Source organism: Stenotrophomonas indicatrix, assembly GCA_041545745.1.
GTDB lineage: Bacteria > Pseudomonadota > Gammaproteobacteria > Xanthomonadales > Xanthomonadaceae > Stenotrophomonas > Stenotrophomonas indicatrix_A.
Genome location: CP168152.1, coordinates 2,901,400 through 2,917,970 on the forward strand (window position 1 = coordinate 2,901,400; position 16,571 = coordinate 2,917,970).

Consider the following 16,571-nt stretch of genomic DNA (forward strand, 5'->3'; position numbering starts at 1 on the left):
CGTGCCGGGCGCCTGCGCACCCGGCCGGTTCATCATTCGTGTTCGGCGAGGTAGGCCAGCAGGCGCTCTTCATCCCACACCGGAACGCCCAGCGATTGCGCCTTGTCCAGCTTGGAACCGGCCTCGGTGCCGGCAACCACGAAACTGGTCTTCTTCGACACGCTGCCGGATACCTTGGCGCCCAGCGCCTCGAGGCGCTCCTTGGCGGTATCGCGATTGAGCTGGGCCAGCGTGCCGGTCAGAACCACCGTCTGCCCGTCCAGCGGGCCGGCCACCACTTCGGCCAGGGCCGGCGCGCTGGTCAGGATGTGCTTCATCTCCACTTCGGCGGCCAGCAACATCGCGCCATGGCCCTCGCTGTCCAGCCAGTCAGCGACGCCTCGCGCGGTGTCATCGGGCAGGCCGGCGTTGACGAACTGGCCGTGCTCGGCATCCAGCACCGATTGTGCGCTGGGTAGTGCTGCGACCAGTTTCTCGGCACGCAGGCGGGTGATGCCGGGAATCTCCGCTTCGACCAGCAGCTGGGCAAGGTCCAGCCCCTCGCGCAGCTTCGCACTTGGCGGGTGCACGTCGCTGATGCGCACCTGACCCACCTGCAGCAGCGCGTCGATGGCCTGCTGGTTGCCTTCCTGTTCGAAGAAGTGGCCCAGCGAGCGCGCCACTTCGCCACCGATGTCGGGCACGCGCTTGAACAACGGCCACGGCAGACGGCGGATCAACGCCAGATCACCAAACCACTGTGCCAGTGCCTTGGCGGTGCTCTCGCCGACGTGCTCGATGCCCAGTGCGAACAGCAGTCGCTCCAGTGTCGCATCACGGCTGGCATCGATCGCAGCGATCAGGTTGTCAGCCCACTTGGTGGCGATCTTCTTCGTGTTCCATTCGAAGGCTGCCGGCTGCGCCAATGCCTGCGCGCGCCACCCCGCATCGTTGCCATCCAGCTTCAGCACTGCGTTGAGCACCGCGCCGCTGCCTTCGGCCGGCAGGTGCAGTTTCAGGCTGGCCGCGAGCGCGGAAGGATCTTCCGCATCCAGCACCAGCTTCAGGTGCAGCAGCTGGTCGCGGGTGAGGCGGTACAGATCGGCCACGCTCCTGACGATGCCGGCGTCCACCAGGGTTTCGATGTACTTGTCGCCGAGACCATCGATATCCATCGCCCGTCGCGAGGCGAAGTGGGCGATAGCCTCCTTGCGCTGCGCCGGGCAGGACAGCTCGCCCGAACAACGCCAGGCAGCAGCCCCTTCCTCGCGCACGATTTCCGAGCCGCACACCGGGCAGCTGGTCGGCATCTGCCAAGGTGTGGTGCCCGCAGGGCGGCGATCGAGGATGACGCTGACCACTTCCGGAATCACATCGCCGGCACGGCGCACGATCACGCTGTCACCCACGCGCACGTCCAGGCGCGCGATCTGGTCAGCGTTGTGCAGGGTGGCGTTGGAGACGATCACACCGGCCACCGCGACCGGTGCAAGACGTGCCACCGGCGTGGCAGCACCGGTGCGGCCGATCTGGATTTCGATGGCCTCCAGCGTAGTGCTCTGTTCCTGCGCCGGGAACTTGTGCGCGATGGCCCAGCGCGGTGCGCGCGAAACGAAGCCCATGGAGTGCTGGCCGGCGCGGTCATCTAGCTTGTAGACCACACCATCGATATCGAATGCCAGGCTGTCGCGACGCTCGCCGATGTCACGGTAGTACGCCAGCAGGCCGTCGCTGCCTTCCACCACCTTGCACAGGTCGCTGACCGGGAAACCCCAGTCGCGCAGCTGCGCCAGCGTGCCCGAGTGCGTATCGGGCAGCTCACCACCCTGCACTTCACCGGTACCGTAGGTGAAGAAACTGAGCCTGCGCTGCGCGCTGATCTTGGGGTCAAGCTGGCGCAGCGAACCGGCGGCGGCGTTGCGCGGATTGGCCAGCACCTTGCCACCGTGCAGGCGCGCGCGCTCGTTGTACGCCTCGAAGTCGGCACGGGCCATGTAGACCTCGCCGCGCACCTCCAGCACATCCGGCCAGTCCTTGCCTCTCAGTCGCTTGGGGATGTCGCCGATCTCGCGCAGGTTGGCGGTCACGTCCTCGCCGGTGCTGCCATCGCCACGGGTGGCGCCCAGCACGAAATGGCCGTCCTCGTAGCGCAGGCTGATCGCCAGGCCGTCCATCTTCGGTTCGGCGGAAAACCGCAGCGTGCCGCGGCGCAGGCGCTCATCGATGCGGCGCACGAAATCGGCGACTTCCTCATCGCTGAAGGCATTGGACAGCGACAGCATTGGCACAGCATGGGTGACTTCGGCGAAGCGTCCCGACGGGCGTGCCCCCACCTGCTGGGTCGGGCTGTCGGCACGGGCAAGATCGGGATGCTCGCGCTCCAGCGCCTCCAGCTCACGCACCAGGCGGTCGTAGTCGACGTCGGGGATCTCCGGCGCATCCAGCTCGTGATAGGCGCGATTGGCCTGGGCGATCTGCCGGCGCAGGTCTTCGGCACGTTCGGCGGGGCTGGGGCTCATCGGAATCCGCGGGTTCTGGGATGGCCGGGAATTCTACCGCGCCTGCGCGTCAGGCCCTGTCTGTAGCGTCGAGCCAGGCTCAACGGGCGGCGAACAACAGTCGAGCGTGGCACCGGCTCTACACAACCGCTTGCCGGCACTCGCTGCCAGCGCTAGCGTGCGTCGGTCGCCCTTCCGGAACCGCCCCTGTGACCCTGCCCGCCTCCCGTCGCCACTTCCTGCAACTGGCCGGCGCCGGCCTCGCCCTTGCCGGCAGCGGCCTGCCCCGGTCGGCCCAGGCACAGCCAGCGACTGTGGCCCCGCCAAACGCCAATGAAGGCGCGGTACTGCTGAACTTCAACGAGTGCCCGTATGGCCCCTCGCCCGCCGCCCAGCAGGCGGCACGCGACAGCATCGCCAGTTGCGGGCGTTACCGTTTCGCCTTGGCCGGTGAGGTACGCGATGCCTTCGTTGCCCAGGCCGGCATTCCCGCCGACCACATGCGCCTGTATCCGGGTTCCAGCGAACCGCTGAGCCGTGCGGCGACGCTGTGGACCGGCCCGCAGGCTGGCCTGGTGGTGGCCGACCCGACCTTCGAGACGCTGGGCGAGATGGCAGCCGCGCGCGGCGCCCATGTGCAGAAGGTGCCACTGCGCAATGACGGCGCGCACGACCTGCGCGCGATGGTGGCCGCCGCACACGCGCGACCGACCGGCCTGCTGTACGTGTGCAATCCCAACAATCCCACCGGATCGATCAGTCCCACCGAGGAACTGGCCTGGCTGCTGGCCAACAAGCCTGCCGGCACCCGCGTGCTGCTGGACGAGGCCTATCTGCAGTACAGCGAACAGCCCAGCCTGATTGCACAGGTGGCCAGGCGCGATGACCTGATCGTGCTGCGCACGTTCTCCAAGCTGTACGGCATGGCCGGCCTGCGCCTCGGCGTGGCGGCGGCACATCCCGAGCGCCTGCGCGAGCTGGCCAGCCTGGGCGAGAATCCGCTGCCGGTGCCCGCGCTTGCGGCGGCACTGGCCAGCCTGCGTGACCCGCAGCTGGTTCCGCAGCGACGCCTGCAGAATGCCAAGGCCCGGCAGACCACCATCGCTTGGCTGGGCAAGCGCGGCTTCGACTGCCTGCCGACGGAAGCGAACTGCTTCGTGGTGGATGTGCAACGTGACGGTGCGGCCTTCGCCAAGGCGATGGCGGACAACGGCGTGGTGATTGGCCGCAGTTGGCCGATCTGGCCGCAGCGCGTGCGCGTGACCGTGGGCACCGAGGAAGAGATGGCGCGCTTCCGCAGCGCGTTCGCGAAGGTTGCGGGCGTACCGGCCTGACACAGTTGGCAGAGGCGAACCTTTGTTCGCCCCATCCACGCATGGCGTGGATCTACTACTGGTAGAACGTCGGTTCGCCCTATCCACGCATGGCGTGGATCTACTGGTCTGGTGGGTGCCGACCGTTGGTCGGCACGCCAGGATCTGCTGCGCTTACCAGCGCGGGGTTTTGGTCAGCGGCGGTGCCTGGTGCTGCCGGTCATAGGCACGCAGCTCATCACGGATGTGGGCGATGCGCTGGCGACCGAGCGCGTTGCGGCTGTCATCCAGCACCACGCCATCGAGCAGCTCGGCCATGCGCTGCACGGTCGGCAGCATCTTCTCCCAGGCGTCCAGCGCGGTCAGCGGCGCCGGCAGGGTCAGGAAGAAGGCGATGGCCGGAGTTTCCATGGCGCGGATGTTGCCCATGTCGAAGCTGCCCGGCTTCATGATGCTGGCCATCGAGAAGATCGGGCCTCGCTCGGGATGCCCTTCCACCAGCCGGTGGAAGACATTCATGTGGCCAAACACCAGGCCGGTCTTTTCCGCTGCCACGACGATGTCTTCGCCGCGCAGCTGCTCACCGGCGCGGGCGGCCACGAACAGTGAAACGATCTTGTCGAAATCCTGCGTGGCGCGCTTGCCCAGGTCGCTGGCCGCGCCATCGACATCGGGCAGCCCCAGTTCGGCCTGCTCGACCGTCTCGCCCATGCCGGGCTCGACGCGGTCGCCGGCCACAGGCACGCCATCCTCGCCCAGCACCGGCTCGCGACGCTCGCCGCTGGTCGGTTCGGCGCTATCGAGGCGACGGCCCTGAGGCTTCTTTTTCGGGCGGCCAAACAGGAAGATCGCAGCGACCAACAGCAGGCCGGCGGCCAGGATGCCGATGCGCAACAGTGCCGTGTCGGACATTCGTTAGGTTCTCCGGCTAGTTCATTCAGGTAACTAGGATGGCACGTCAGGCCGCGCCCGCCAATCGCGCGGCTTCTTCCAGGTCCACGCTGACCAGGCGGCTGACACCCGGCTCGCGCATCGTCACGCCCGACAACTGGTGCGCCGCTTCCATCGTGGCCTTGTTGTGGCTGACGAACAGGAACTGCACCTTCTCGCTCATTTCCTTGACCATGTTGGCCAGCCGGCCGACGTTGGCTTCATCCAACGGCGCGTCCACCTCGTCCAGCAGGCAGAACGGTGCCGGGTTGAGCTGGAAGATCGCAAACACCAGCGCCACGGCGGTCATCGCCTTTTCGCCACCGGACAGCAGCGAGATGCTCGACACGCGCTTGCCCGGGGGGCGCGCCATGATGGTCACACCGGTGTCGAGAAGGTCTTCGCCGGTCAGTTCCAGGTAGGCGTGGCCGCCACCGAACAGGCGCGGATACAGCGCCTGCACACCGGCGTTGACCCGGTCGAAGGTGTCCTTGAAGCGGCCCCGGGTTTCGCGATCGATCTTGCGGATCGCATCTTCCAGGGTCTCCAGCGCCGTGGTCAGATCCACGTGCTGGGCATCCAGATATTCGGAGCGCTGCGAGGCTTCGCCATACTCGTGGATCGCGGCCAGGTTGACCGGCTCCAGCCGGCGCATGCGGCCGTCGATCTGGTGCACGGCCTGTTCCCAGTCGCCCAGGCGCGCCTCTTCGGGCAGCGCGTTGATCACATCCTGCAGCACGAAACCGGCCTTCTCCACTGCAGCCTGCAGGGTTTCAGCACTGAGTACCAGCGCCTGCTGGTCCAGCTTGCGCTGCGAGATACGCTCGCGCTGGGACAACGCCTGCTCGTCGCGCTGGTGGCGGGTCTGCTCGTAGTTGCGCAGTTCGGCATCGATGCCATCCAGCAACGTGCGTGCTTCGGTCAGCACGCGATCAGCACGCACACGCTCTTCCAGCGCGTTCTGGTGCTCGGCCTGCAGCGATTCGACCGGGGTATCGCCTTCGTCCAGCTGCGAATGCAGTTCGCCCAGACGTGCATCAAGCTGGCCACGCTGGGTGCTCATGCGTTCCAGCGCCTGGCTCAACGACGCCACCTGGGCGCGCTGTGATTCCAGGGTCAGGGCCAACGCGTGCGAGCGCTCGCGTACCGCGCGGGCGGCGTCGCGGGCCAGATCACGCGCCTCGGTCAACTGACGGCGTTCGCCCTCCAGGCCCTGCCGGTTCGACTCCAGGTCGCCCATGCTGTTGACCGCATTCTCCAGCCGCGAACGCGCTTCACGCGCCTGCTCGCGATTGATGTCCAGTGTCTCCAGCAACTGGCTCAGCTCGCCTTCAATGCGGTCAATGCGCGTACGTGCCGCCTCGACCTTGCCCTGCTGGCCCTGCAGCTGGCCGGCCAGTTCGGACACCGCGCGGTGCGCCAGGTACAGCGCCCGCTGCGCATCCTCACGCTGCTGTTCGGCCGCCAACAGGTGCTCACGGAAATCGGCCAGCTGTTCTTCCAGTTCGGCTTCACGCGATTGCAGCTGCTCGATCTGCTCGCGCAATTCATTGATTTCGCGTTCGCGCAGCAACGCGCCCTGCTTGGCGGCGCCGGAGCGCGATACGCGCACCCAGCCCTCGCCCAGACGCTCACCGCCCTGGGTGATGATGGAATCGCCCTCAGGCAGGCTGGCCTGCAGTGCATTGGCTTCGGCCAGGTCGCGCGCGCCGTGCAGGCGCGCCAGCAGGCGACGGATCGGCGCCGGGCCGCGCACGCGTGCAGCCAGCGAGGTCGGCGCGACTTTCAGGTCCGCGCCATCATTGGCGACCAGCGCGATACGGCCTTCGCCCAGCTCGCCCAACGCATCGACCAGGCTGGCCGGGTCGTCGACCAGCACGCCTTCGATCAACTGGCCGAGGGCGCTTTCCACTGCGTTTTCCCAGCCGGCATCGACATCCAGGCGCTCGCCCACACGCGCGGCCGAATCCAGGCCACGCGACTTCAGCCATGCCACCGCCGCGCCCTGCTCCTGGCCGAGTGCGGCCTGCTGCAGGGTTTCCAGCGAAGACAGGCGCCCGCGCAGGCCATTGACCTGCTTGCGCAGCTCGGCCAGCTCGTTCTGCCCGTTGCGCTGCTGCTCCTGCACGGCGGCGACACCGTGCTTGCGCTCCTCGACCTGTTCGGTCAGTTCATCCAGCGCAGTCTTCTGCGTGTCGTGCTGCAGATGCAGTTGTTCGAAGACTTCATCCAACGCATCCACGTCCAGGCCAGCGCGCTCGGCCGCCAGCGCTTCGCGGCGACGGTCGGCGTCAAGGATCTGTTTGTCCAGGTAATCGACGCGGGTGCGCTCGACCTCGCCGGCACGCGAGGCTTCCGAGCTCTGCGAAGTGTGCTGCTCCCAACGTTGCTGCCAATCGGACAGCCGCGTTTCGGCCTCACGCAGCCCTTCCTGCTTGATCTCGTTCTCTTCCTGCAGCGCTTCCAGCTGCGGGGTGGCCGCATCAACTGCCTCGCGCAGCACCATCAGCTTGGCTTCGTCACCACTGATATGCTGGCCCAGTTCGGCCAGTGCCTGGCGGGTTTCATCGCGCGCCTTGTGCAGTCGCTGCGACAGTTCGCGCTGGTGCTGGATCTGCTGTTCGAGACGGGCCAGCGTGCTGCCCACCTGGTAGACCTCGGCCTGCGCGGCATTGAGCGAATCGGCGGCCTCCTCGCGGCGCACGCGCGAGGTCTCGATCCGCGCCTCTGCGTCACGCTGGTCGGCAATCAGTTGCTGCAGCTTGGTTTCTTCCTGAGACAGGCCCTCGCGCAGCTTGGACAGGCGACCGTCCAGGCCGCGGTACTCCAACGCCTTCCACTCGGCGTCCTTGACCCGGCGCTCTTCCTGCAGCGCCTGGTACTGCTCGGCCTGTTTCGCCTGGCGCTTGAGGTGTTCGAGCTGCTTGGTGATTTCCTCGCGCAGATCGCCAAGGCGGTCCAGGTTCTCGCGGGTGTGGCGGATGCGCGTCTCGGTTTCCTTGCGGCGCTCCTTGTACTTGGAGATGCCGGCGGCCTCTTCCAGGTACACGCGCAGGTCTTCCGGGCGCGCCTCGATGATCTGGCTGATCATGCCCTGCTCGATGATCGAGTAGCTGCGCGGGCCCAGGCCGGTACCGAGGAACAGGTCGGTGATGTCGCGGCGGCGGCACTTGGTGCCGTTGAGATAGTAGTTGCTGCTGCCGTCACGGCTGACGGTGCGCTTGACCGAGATCTCGTTGAACGAGGCGTACTCGCCGGAAATCGTGTGATCCGAGTTGTCGAAGATCAGCTCGACGGTGGCCTGCGAAACCGGCTTGCGGGCATTGGAACCGGAGAAGATCACGTCGGTAAGCGAGTCACCACGCAGGCGGCTGGCCGAACTTTCGCCCATGACCCAGCGCACCGCGTCGATGATGTTCGACTTGCCGCAGCCATTGGGCCCCACCACGCCGGTCATGTTGGTCGGCAGGTGCAGGGTGGTCGGATCGACGAAGGACTTGAAGCCGGACAGCTTGATCGTGGAAAGACGCATGGCGTGATTGGGTTCCGGGCAAGGGCCTTACGGCCACCACCATAGTGGATGTCAGGTCAGCCAGCACCTCAAGCCCTTGATTTCAAAAGAATTCAACAAGGCCAAGGGTGACGCAATGGAATGAGTATAGCGGGGCGAATGTTCCACGGGCGGGATGACGGGCGCGGAGAGCCCGTGGAGTGGACCCCGATGTCGCTTTACGCCCGGCGCGACGGACTACCCAAGCAACGAGCAAAGTGCAAGTTATTGATATTTATTGGTTACTGAACCGAGTCGCAGCCCTGCACAACAGAAGCTGTGCAGGATGGACGGATGTACCGACCGCTTTCATTTACCCCCACCTACGACGCGGCGACTGTTCCCGTGCTCGGAGGAACCGCTTGGCTGGATGCCCGCGCCCCTTGGCCAACCAGCATCCATAGACACCCGTTGCTTCACCTGGCTAGCTTTCCGACCACATTCATTCGAAACCACGTCCCCGGACTCGACCTAGCGCCCGGGCTGATCATTTCGGTCTTCACGCCGTACCTCACCTCGGGCGAGCAGAGATTCGAAGAAGCCATGAACCACGGCGGCCGTGTAATTGCTCACTGGCCCGGGCGTGAACCGACGCCTTCTCCCTGCGCTCCGATTGGACCACTCCACATTTGCGCCGGGACGGCGGTGGCTGAGGGCGAAGCACCTCATGGAGGTTCGAAGATTGGTGGGCGGCCTTACTGGCTGCAGGATGACAAATCGGAGGGCCAAGCGTTCGTCCTTCAATTCGACGAATTCGATCTTGATAAGGCAGCTCCGACGCATCGAGGAATCCTGGTCGGGGGGATGGGCTATCTGTTGCTTGATCGCAACATTCCCTCACCTTCGGCGGACTGCGGGCGATTCATCATTCAAACAACCTAAGGCAAGTGATGAGTCAGCCCAACGTCGCTTGGTTGATTCGTATTGATGGTCGGCGAGGGCAAATCAGTGCCTTCTAGGCCCAAAGTTCATCGGACCAATGCATGTATCGAGAAATGGTATTTGGTGATCGTTGCCAAACTCCGGATCGGGCCTTTCTGGGAGGCGCACCATACCTGCCTGCCGATGCCCAGTGGCCAAGCGACGCCACGGGGAAGCCAATGCTTCATCTGGCAAGCCTCCCTGCGCCGTTCGTTCAAGCGCACGCTCCGAAGATCGCTATCAAAGCGAATCTCTGCGTTTCGATTTTCACACCCTATGACGTTCGTGATGATGCCTATATCGAGACCGCTATACAGGCTGGCGGACGTGTCATCGCCTATGTACCTCACGCACTCGGTGCACGCAGCGCAGCACTCCCATTTGACCCGTGTCTGATCAACACTGACGCAGCTTCCATCCCAGATGACGCCCAAAATGGAATCGCCAAAATCGGCGGAATTCCTACCTGGCTCCAGGATGATTGCAGTGAAGGACGGGAATTCATCCTCCAGATCAACAGTTCCCGCTTGAACCGGGCAGCGCCAACGCATCGAGGAATTCTTGTCGGCGGAATGGGATACCTGCTGCTTGAACGCAACATTCCCGCCCCTTCAATGGACTGCGGTCGATTCGTCATCCAGACCACCTGAACAACCAGTCGAGCATGGCTCGACTCTACATACCCGGCCATCGCCCAAAACAAAACGGGCACCCTTGCGGGCGCCCGTTCTGGTGATACCAGGCCTTGCGGCGTGGGATCAGGCCTTTTCGGCTTCAACCACGACCTTGACGGTGGTCTCGACGTCCGCGTGCAGGTGCACCAGGACTTCGTACTCGCCAATGTTGCGGAAGGCGCCTTCGCCCAGGATGACTTCGCTCTTGCTCAGCGGCAGGCCGGCAGCGGTGAAGGCATCGGCGATTTCGCGGGCGCCGACCGAGCCGTACAGCTTGCCTTCGGTCGAAGCGTTGGCGGCGACGGTCACGCTCGCGCCTTCCAGCTTGGCCTTGCGGGCTTCAGCGTCGGCGTGGATGGACTGGGCCTTGGCTTCGTAATCAGCGCGCTTGGCTTCGAACTCGGCCTTGTTGCTCTCGGTGGCCGGAACGGCCTTGCCCTGCGGCACGAGGAAGTTACGGCCGTAGCCCGGCTTCACGTCGACCAGGTCGCCGAGGTTGCCGAGGTTGGTGACTTTCTGCAGGAGGATCAGCTGCATGGTATTGCTCCAGATAAGTTATTCGTTAGCGAGGCGCGGGCCCCGCAACAAAGGCTGTCCGAATAGCTGGCACAGCGGGGGCAGCGCGAAGCTGCCCCGCCGGCATCAGACGTCGTGGTTGTCGGTGTACGGAATCAGGGCCAGGAAGCGAGCGCGCTTGACGGCGGTCGCCAGCTGACGCTGGTACTTCGACTTGGTACCGGTGACGCGGCTCGGCACGATCTTGCCGTTCTCGGTCAGGTACTGGCGCAGGGTGTTGAGATCCTTGTAGTCGATCTCCTTGACACCTTCGGCCGTGAACTTGCAGAACTTGCGGCGACGGAAGAACTTGGACATGTCAGTGCTCCTTAGGCGGCCGAAGCGGCGTCGTCGCCGGCATCGTTGTCAGCGGCGGGGGTGGTTTCGCCTTCTTCGTCATCACGACGACGACGCTCACCACGCTCGGGCTTGTCGCCCTTCTCGTCCTTGCTCTTCATGATCAGCGACTGCTCGGTGTCAGCCTCGTCACGCTTGATGACCAGGTTGCGCAGGACGGCGTCGTTGAAGCGGAAGCTTTCGGTCAGCTCGGTCAGCACGGCCTGGTCGACTTCGATGTTCAGCAGCACGTAGTGCGCCTTCACCAGGTTCTGGATCGGGTACGCCAGCTGGCGGCGGCCCCAGTCTTCCAGACGGTGGATGGTGCCGTTGCCGTTCTCGACCAGCGACTTGTAGCGCTCGATCATGGCCGGGACCTGCTCGCTCTGGTCCGGGTGGACCATGAACACGATTTCGTAATGACGACTCATGTTTTTCTACCTTTCGGATGTGGCCTTGCGGCCGGACAGCCCCCCGCCGTTGATACCGCGGTGGGGCAAGGGATCCTGCCAGGGAGGCAGGAAGCTGCGCATTATGGCGCAGATGGGGCTGCCGGGCAACCGGCGAGCCGCAGAGCGACCTGAACCTGGTAGCGCCGGGCCATGCCCGGCGAACGCGGAAACCGCCCCGGGCTACCCCAGATCCACATGCAGGCGGTGCTGGCCGCATTGCAGGCACTGGAACAGGCAGCCCACCATCTCCCCGTCCCGGCTCAGGTGTTCCAGCAACCAGTCGGAGTCGCGCGGGTTGACCTCGGCCACGTCCGGCCGGACCTGGTCGAGGATGGGCAGGAGGTCCTCGCTGCCGGCAAAGCCGAGGAAGGCGCAGGGCCGTTCACAATGGCTCAGCCAGACCGATTGTTGCCAGGACGAGTAGCCCGGGGTGCGCTCGCAGATCTCCAGCAACTGCCCGCGGGGAATGGTCGGTGGCGGATCGGCCGGGTCCGGCGACACCCCCTCGATATCGCTCCAGCCGGTGAATTCACCCTCGTAACTGGCCGCTGCCCTGCCATCGGCGATACACCAGGGGCACAGGTAATCGGGACGCAGAGGTGTGTAGAACGGCCCCCGGTAACGAAGCGTCCGCGACTGACCGCAGCAGTCACAGATCCCGTCAACCTCTTCGAAGGAGAGGGCGTAGGCGTTGGGGTGATAAATGAAAAGCGGTCGTTCCATCCGTGGATCCCTTCCCTGCCGACCAAGGTCGGCATCTACCAGAGCAGGTTCCGATAGCGCCGGACCACGTCCGGCGGACGCCAGAACCGGCCGTCAGGCCTTGTCGGCGTCGGTGGTGAAGCTCTCGCCGCAGCCGCACTCGGCGGTGGCATTCGGGTTGCTGAACGTGAAGGTCTCGCTCAGGCCATGCTTGCCGAAGTCGATCACGGTGCCGTCCACCAGGGCCAGGCTCTTGGCGTCTACATAGATCTTCACCCCGTCCTGGTCGAACACGGTGTCGTCCGCGCGCTCGTCGCGGGCCAGGTCGGTGATGTGGCCCCAGCCGGAGCAGCCGGTCTTGGTCACGCCAAAACGCAGGCCCAGCGCGCCGGGGGTCTGGGCGACGAAGCGCTGTACGCGCTCGAAGGCAATAGGGGTCAGGCTGACAGCCATGATGGATCACTCCAGAGGTACCGGGACATTATAGGGAGCCGATGACCGCAGAAATGCCTCGCAAGCAGAACGCTGCAACCGGTAAACTCCCGTGTTCATAGATCGAGTCGATCAGCAGAGGATTCAAGTCATGACGGTGGTCAGCGTTGAACATGCGCTTGCCGGGAAGATCCCGGAAGGTGGCGAAGTCACGGTACGCGGTTGGGTGCGCACGGTGCGCGGTTCAGCAAATCTGGCTTTCGTGAATGTGACCGACGGCTCCTGCTTCGCCCCGATCCAGGTGGTGGCCGGCGACGCGCTGGCCAACTTCGACGAGATCAAGCGCCTGACCACCGGCTGCTCGCTGGTGGCCACCGGCACCCTGGTGAAGTCGCAGGGCAAGGGCCAGTCGTTTGAGATCCAGGCCAGCGCGGTCGAGGTGGTCGGCTGGGTCGAAGACCCGCTCACCTACCCGATCCAGCCCAAGCCGATGACGCCGGAATTCCTGCGTGAAGTGGCGCACCTGCGCCCGCGCACCAACCTGTTCGGCGCAGTCACCCGCATCCGCAACTGCCTGGCCCAGGCTGTGCACCGTTTCTTCCACGAGAACGGCTTCAACTGGATCAGCACCCCGATCATCACCACCTCCGATGCCGAAGGCGCCGGCCAGATGTTCCGCGTGTCCACCCTGGACATGGTGAACCTGCCGCGTGACGCCCAGGGCGGGATCGACTTCAGCCGCGATTTCTTCGGCAAGGAAACCTTCCTGACCGTGTCCGGCCAGCTGAACGTCGAGGCCTACTGCCTGGCACTGAGCAAGGTGTACACCTTCGGCCCGACCTTCCGCGCCGAGAACAGCCACACCACCCGCCACCTGGCGGAGTTCTGGATGATCGAGCCGGAAATCGCCTTCGCCGACCTGGCCGAAGACGCACGCCTGGCAGAAGAGTTCCTGAAGTACCTGTTCCGCGCGGTGCTGAACGAGCGCGGCGACGACCTGGCCTTCATCGCCGAGCGCGTGGACAAGAACGCGATCACCAAGCTGGAAGACTTCATCAACGCGCCGTTCGAACGCATCGATTACACCGATGCGGTCAGCCTGCTGCAGAAGTCCGGAAAGAAGTTCGACTTCCCGGTCGAATGGGGCCTGGACCTGCAGACCGAGCACGAGCGCTGGCTGACCGAGGAGCACGTGGGTCGCCCGGTGGTGGTGACCAACTACCCCGAGCACATCAAGGCCTTCTACATGCGCCTGAACGATGACGGCAGGACCGTCGCGGCGATGGACGTGCTGGCCCCGGGCATCGGCGAGATCATCGGTGGCAGCCAGCGCGAAGAGCGCCTGGACGTGCTGGATGCACGCATGGCGCAGTTCGGCCTGGATCGCGAGCACTACAGCTGGTACCGCGATTTCCGCCGCTACGGCTCGGTCCCGCACGCCGGCTTTGGCCTGGGCTTCGAGCGCCTGGTGGTCTACGTCTGCGGCCTGTCCAACATCCGCGATGCGATCCCCTACCCGCGCGCCCCGGGCAGCGCGGACTTCTAAGCCCTCACCCGCGACCACGGAGGTACTACCCCATGACCCTGTTCTTCGCCCTGTGTTTCGTCGGCGTAGCAGTGGCCGGGTTCAGTGCCTTCGTGATCTTCTGGCCGCTGACCCTGGTGCATGTGCGCGACCGCCATCCGGCGCTGGCACAGCGCTTCGGCAGTGGCGCCTTCCTCAAGCCCGATGCGCTGGGCTGGCTGCTGCGGCGCGAATACCGCACCCAGCCGGACCGCTCGCTGTCCGGGCTGGCGACGCCCGCCTGGGTATCGCTGCTGACCCTGCTGGCCGGACTGGGCATGGCTGCCCTGCTCTGGCTGGCCTCGCTCTGGTAATACACACATGAACGACCTTTCCCACGTCCGCGACAGCTGGTGGCTGGCCAGCCTCGGCAACACCCTGATCTGGGCGCGCCTGCGTATCCGCGAGGCCGGCACTGCCGAAGTGCTGGACAGCGATGGCAATACGCTGAGCTACGACAGCGAAGACACCGCCCGCTCGCAGCTGTTCGATGCCGAGTTCGTCGAGTACGACGGCCTGGATGAAGAAGATGCGCTGGTGCGCGGCTTCTCGCTGCATGAAGTGCAGCCACCGCAGGCAGGCAGTGACGAAGGCCTGCGCGGACGCATGGTGCAGTCGCTGGGCAGCCGCGCCTGAGGCCAACCGATGTTCACCCCGCGCGCTTTCGCCGAGACCGACCTGTTGTGGCTGGATCGCCTGCTGGCGCGTGATCCATTCGTCACCGTGCTCACCACTGGTAACGACGGGCTGCCGGAACTGACCCGGCTGCCGGTGCTGTACCAGCGCAACGGCGACCACATCGAGCTGCGTGGCCACTGGGCCCGGGCCAACCCGCAGGCACGCCACACCGGTGTGTCCAAAGTGCTGGTGGACGGGCCGCATGGCTATGTATCGGCCAGCTGGTACCCGGACAAGGAGCCTGCCGCGCGGGTGCCTACCTGGAACTACGCCGCCGCCGAGCTGCGCGGCCAGCTGCAGCCGTTCGACGACACCGATGCCCTGGCCCAGCTGGTCAGCGATATCGGCGACCACTTCGAAGCCAGCGTCGGCCAGGACTGGCGGTTCGAACCCGAACGAGACGACCACCGGCGCCAGCTGCGCGGCATCGTCGGCTTCCGCTTCACCGTCGAGCAGGTGCAGCTGAAGCTGAAGCTTAGCCAGAACCACCCCGGGGCCAACCAGCAGGTGGTGATCGCCGAACTGGAACGCCTGGAAACTCCCCGTTCCACCGAACTGGCGCAGTGGATGCGCCAGTATCGCGACGAAGCCGCCGCAAGCGGCTGAGCGCCCTGTTTCCCGCGACGACGCGACCAGAACGGCCGCGCCTTGCCCTCACCCGACGTCAGGGACCCCGAACATGAAAGACATCCACAAGCTGCTGCAGAACAACCGCGAATGGGCAGACCGGATCGAGAAGGAAGACCCGGACTTCTTCCATCAGCTGGCCAAGCAGCAGCATCCGGAATACCTGTGGATCGGCTGTTCCGATTCGCGCGTGCCGGCCAACCAGATCATCGGCATGGCCCCGGGTGAGGTGTTCGTGCATCGCAACGTGGCCAACGTGGTGGTGCATACCGACCTGAACTGCCTCAGCGTGATCCAGTACGCCGTGGACCAGTTGAAGGTGAAGCACATCCTGATCGTCGGCCACTACGGCTGCGGCGGCGTGCACGCCAGCTTGAACAACACGCGGGTGGGCCTGGCTGACAACTGGCTGCGCCATGTCGGTGACGTGGCACAGAAGCACGCCGCGATCATGGATGCGATCGAGGAGCCTGAGCTGAAGCATGCACGTCTGTGCGAGTTGAACGTGATCGAGCAGGTGGTCAACGCCTGCCGCTCGACGATCGTGCAGGACGCCTGGGCCCGCGGCCAGAAGCTGATGGTGCACGGCTGGGTGTACAGCCTGAAGGACGGTCGCGTGCGCGAAATGGGCATCGACGTGGGCGCACCGGAAGACCTGCAGCCTGCGTATGAGAAGGCCCTGTCCTACGTCCCGCGCCGCGGCCGGCGCGACTGACCCTCCCTCTCACGGACATCCCCCATGCTTGCCTCCCCCATCAACCTGCTGGGCTGGATCGAGGAAAACCGGCATCTGTTGAAGCCGCCGGTCGGCAACAAGATGATCGACAACGGCGATTTCATCGTGATGGTGGTCGGCGGGCCGAACAGCCGCACCGATTTCCACTACGACGAAGGCCCGGAGTGGTTCTATCAGCTGGAAGGCGAGATGGTGCTGAAGGTGCAGGAGGATGGCGCGGTGCGCGATATCCCGATCCGTGCCGGCGAAATCTTCCTGCTGCCGGGCAAAGTGCCGCACTCACCGCGGCGCCCACCCGGTGGCGTCGGCCTAGTGGTGGAACGCAAGCGCCTGCCGCATGAGCGCGATGGCGTGATCTGGCATTGCGAGCGCTGCAATCACAAGCTGTACGAAGAGTACTTCACGCTGCAGAACATCGAGACCGACCTGCCGAAGGTGTTCGCACGCTACCAGGCCAGCCTGGAACTTCGCACCTGCAGCGAGTGTGGCCACGTGGATCCGTTGCCGGCACCGGCGGCGGCCTGACAACGCCACCGCGCTGGTAGATGCCCACCCTGGTTGGCGCTTGTTCGCACGTGCGCCAACCAAGGTTGGCGGCTACCGCATCATGCGGCGCTGGCGCTG

At 65.2% G+C, this 16,571-nt stretch carries 17 protein-coding genes; 9 read left to right on the plus strand and 8 right to left on the minus strand.

Features of this window, described 5'->3' with window-relative positions:
- Nucleotides 1-32: 32 nt before the first annotated feature.
- Nucleotides 33-2,504 (minus strand): NAD-dependent DNA ligase LigA, encoded by a 2,472-nt coding sequence (gene ligA / locus ACEF39_RS13375; protein ID WP_500288023.1) that lies wholly within the window; start codon nt 2,502-2,504, stop codon nt 33-35.
- A 182-nt stretch (nt 2,505-2,686) separates the two neighbouring features.
- Between ligA and ACEF39_RS13380 the strand changes: the two genes are divergently transcribed.
- On the plus strand, nt 2,687-3,811 hold the full coding sequence (locus tag ACEF39_RS13380) for a pyridoxal phosphate-dependent aminotransferase (protein ID WP_500285403.1): 1,125 nt from the start codon (nt 2,687-2,689) through the stop codon (nt 3,809-3,811).
- A 153-nt stretch (nt 3,812-3,964) separates the two neighbouring features.
- Here ACEF39_RS13380 and zipA read toward each other — a convergent pair whose 3' ends face one another.
- A complete protein-coding gene (zipA, locus tag ACEF39_RS13385) occupies nt 3,965-4,702 on the minus strand; it encodes a cell division protein ZipA (protein WP_025876911.1) in 738 nt (245 codons plus the stop codon).
- 46 nt (nt 4,703-4,748) lie between these two features.
- On the minus strand, nt 4,749-8,252 hold the full coding sequence (smc, locus tag ACEF39_RS13390) for a chromosome segregation protein SMC (protein ID WP_500285404.1): 3,504 nt from the start codon (nt 8,250-8,252) through the stop codon (nt 4,749-4,751).
- 312 nt (nt 8,253-8,564) lie between these two features.
- Here smc and ACEF39_RS13395 point away from each other — a divergent pair, with 312 nt between their 5' ends.
- On the plus strand, nt 8,565-9,152 hold the full coding sequence (locus ACEF39_RS13395; protein ID WP_146187069.1) for a DUF1963 domain-containing protein: 588 nt from the start codon (nt 8,565-8,567) through the stop codon (nt 9,150-9,152).
- 101 nt (nt 9,153-9,253) lie between these two features.
- Nucleotides 9,254-9,841: a YwqG family protein gene (locus ACEF39_RS13400; RefSeq protein ID WP_500285405.1), complete on the plus strand. Its 588-nt coding sequence runs from the start codon at nt 9,254-9,256 to the stop codon at nt 9,839-9,841.
- Between the two features lie 108 nt (nt 9,842-9,949).
- On the opposite strand, the gene rplI is transcribed toward ACEF39_RS13400, so the two are convergent.
- The 5 genes from rplI to ACEF39_RS13425 all read right to left on the minus strand — a co-directional run bounded on the left by rplI (nt 9,950) and on the right by ACEF39_RS13425 (nt 12,363).
- A complete protein-coding gene (rplI, locus tag ACEF39_RS13405) occupies nt 9,950-10,402 on the minus strand; it encodes a 50S ribosomal protein L9 (protein ID WP_089236101.1) in 453 nt (150 codons plus the stop codon).
- Nucleotides 10,403-10,507: 105 nt separating this feature from the next.
- Nucleotides 10,508-10,738, minus strand: a complete 231-nt coding sequence (gene rpsR / locus ACEF39_RS13410) for a 30S ribosomal protein S18 (protein ID WP_002804494.1) — start codon at nt 10,736-10,738, stop codon at nt 10,508-10,510.
- Between the two features lie 11 nt (nt 10,739-10,749).
- Nucleotides 10,750-11,187 (minus strand): 30S ribosomal protein S6, encoded by a 438-nt coding sequence (gene rpsF / locus ACEF39_RS13415; RefSeq protein ID WP_025876882.1) that lies wholly within the window; start codon nt 11,185-11,187, stop codon nt 10,750-10,752.
- Nucleotides 11,188-11,388: 201 nt separating this feature from the next.
- Nucleotides 11,389-11,931 (minus strand): CbrC family protein, encoded by a 543-nt coding sequence (locus tag ACEF39_RS13420; protein WP_500285406.1) that lies wholly within the window; start codon nt 11,929-11,931, stop codon nt 11,389-11,391.
- A gap of 93 nt (nt 11,932-12,024) precedes the next feature.
- Nucleotides 12,025-12,363, minus strand: a complete 339-nt coding sequence (locus tag ACEF39_RS13425) for a HesB/IscA family protein (RefSeq protein ID WP_033831500.1) — start codon at nt 12,361-12,363, stop codon at nt 12,025-12,027.
- Nucleotides 12,364-12,493: 130 nt separating this feature from the next.
- Here ACEF39_RS13425 and asnS point away from each other — a divergent pair, with 130 nt between their 5' ends.
- The 6 genes from asnS (at nt 12,494) to ACEF39_RS13455 (ending at nt 16,472) form a co-directional block, all read left to right on the plus strand.
- Nucleotides 12,494-13,888: an asparagine--tRNA ligase gene (gene asnS, locus ACEF39_RS13430; protein WP_500285407.1), complete on the plus strand. Its 1,395-nt coding sequence runs from the start codon at nt 12,494-12,496 to the stop codon at nt 13,886-13,888.
- A 32-nt stretch (nt 13,889-13,920) separates the two neighbouring features.
- A complete protein-coding gene (locus ACEF39_RS13435) occupies nt 13,921-14,220 on the plus strand; it encodes a hypothetical protein (RefSeq protein WP_006376524.1) in 300 nt (99 codons plus the stop codon).
- Nucleotides 14,221-14,227: 7 nt separating this feature from the next.
- Entirely contained in the window at nt 14,228-14,542 is a 315-nt protein-coding gene (locus ACEF39_RS13440; RefSeq protein ID WP_025876872.1) for a hypothetical protein, read from the plus strand.
- Between the two features lie 9 nt (nt 14,543-14,551).
- Entirely contained in the window at nt 14,552-15,190 is a 639-nt protein-coding gene (locus tag ACEF39_RS13445) for an FMN-binding negative transcriptional regulator (RefSeq protein ID WP_500285408.1), read from the plus strand.
- A gap of 73 nt (nt 15,191-15,263) precedes the next feature.
- Nucleotides 15,264-15,926, plus strand: a complete 663-nt coding sequence (gene can, locus ACEF39_RS13450; RefSeq protein WP_089236107.1) for a carbonate dehydratase — start codon at nt 15,264-15,266, stop codon at nt 15,924-15,926.
- A 24-nt stretch (nt 15,927-15,950) separates the two neighbouring features.
- Nucleotides 15,951-16,472 (plus strand): 3-hydroxyanthranilate 3,4-dioxygenase, encoded by a 522-nt coding sequence (locus ACEF39_RS13455; RefSeq protein WP_500285409.1) that lies wholly within the window; start codon nt 15,951-15,953, stop codon nt 16,470-16,472.
- Nucleotides 16,473-16,571 lie beyond the last annotated feature (99 nt).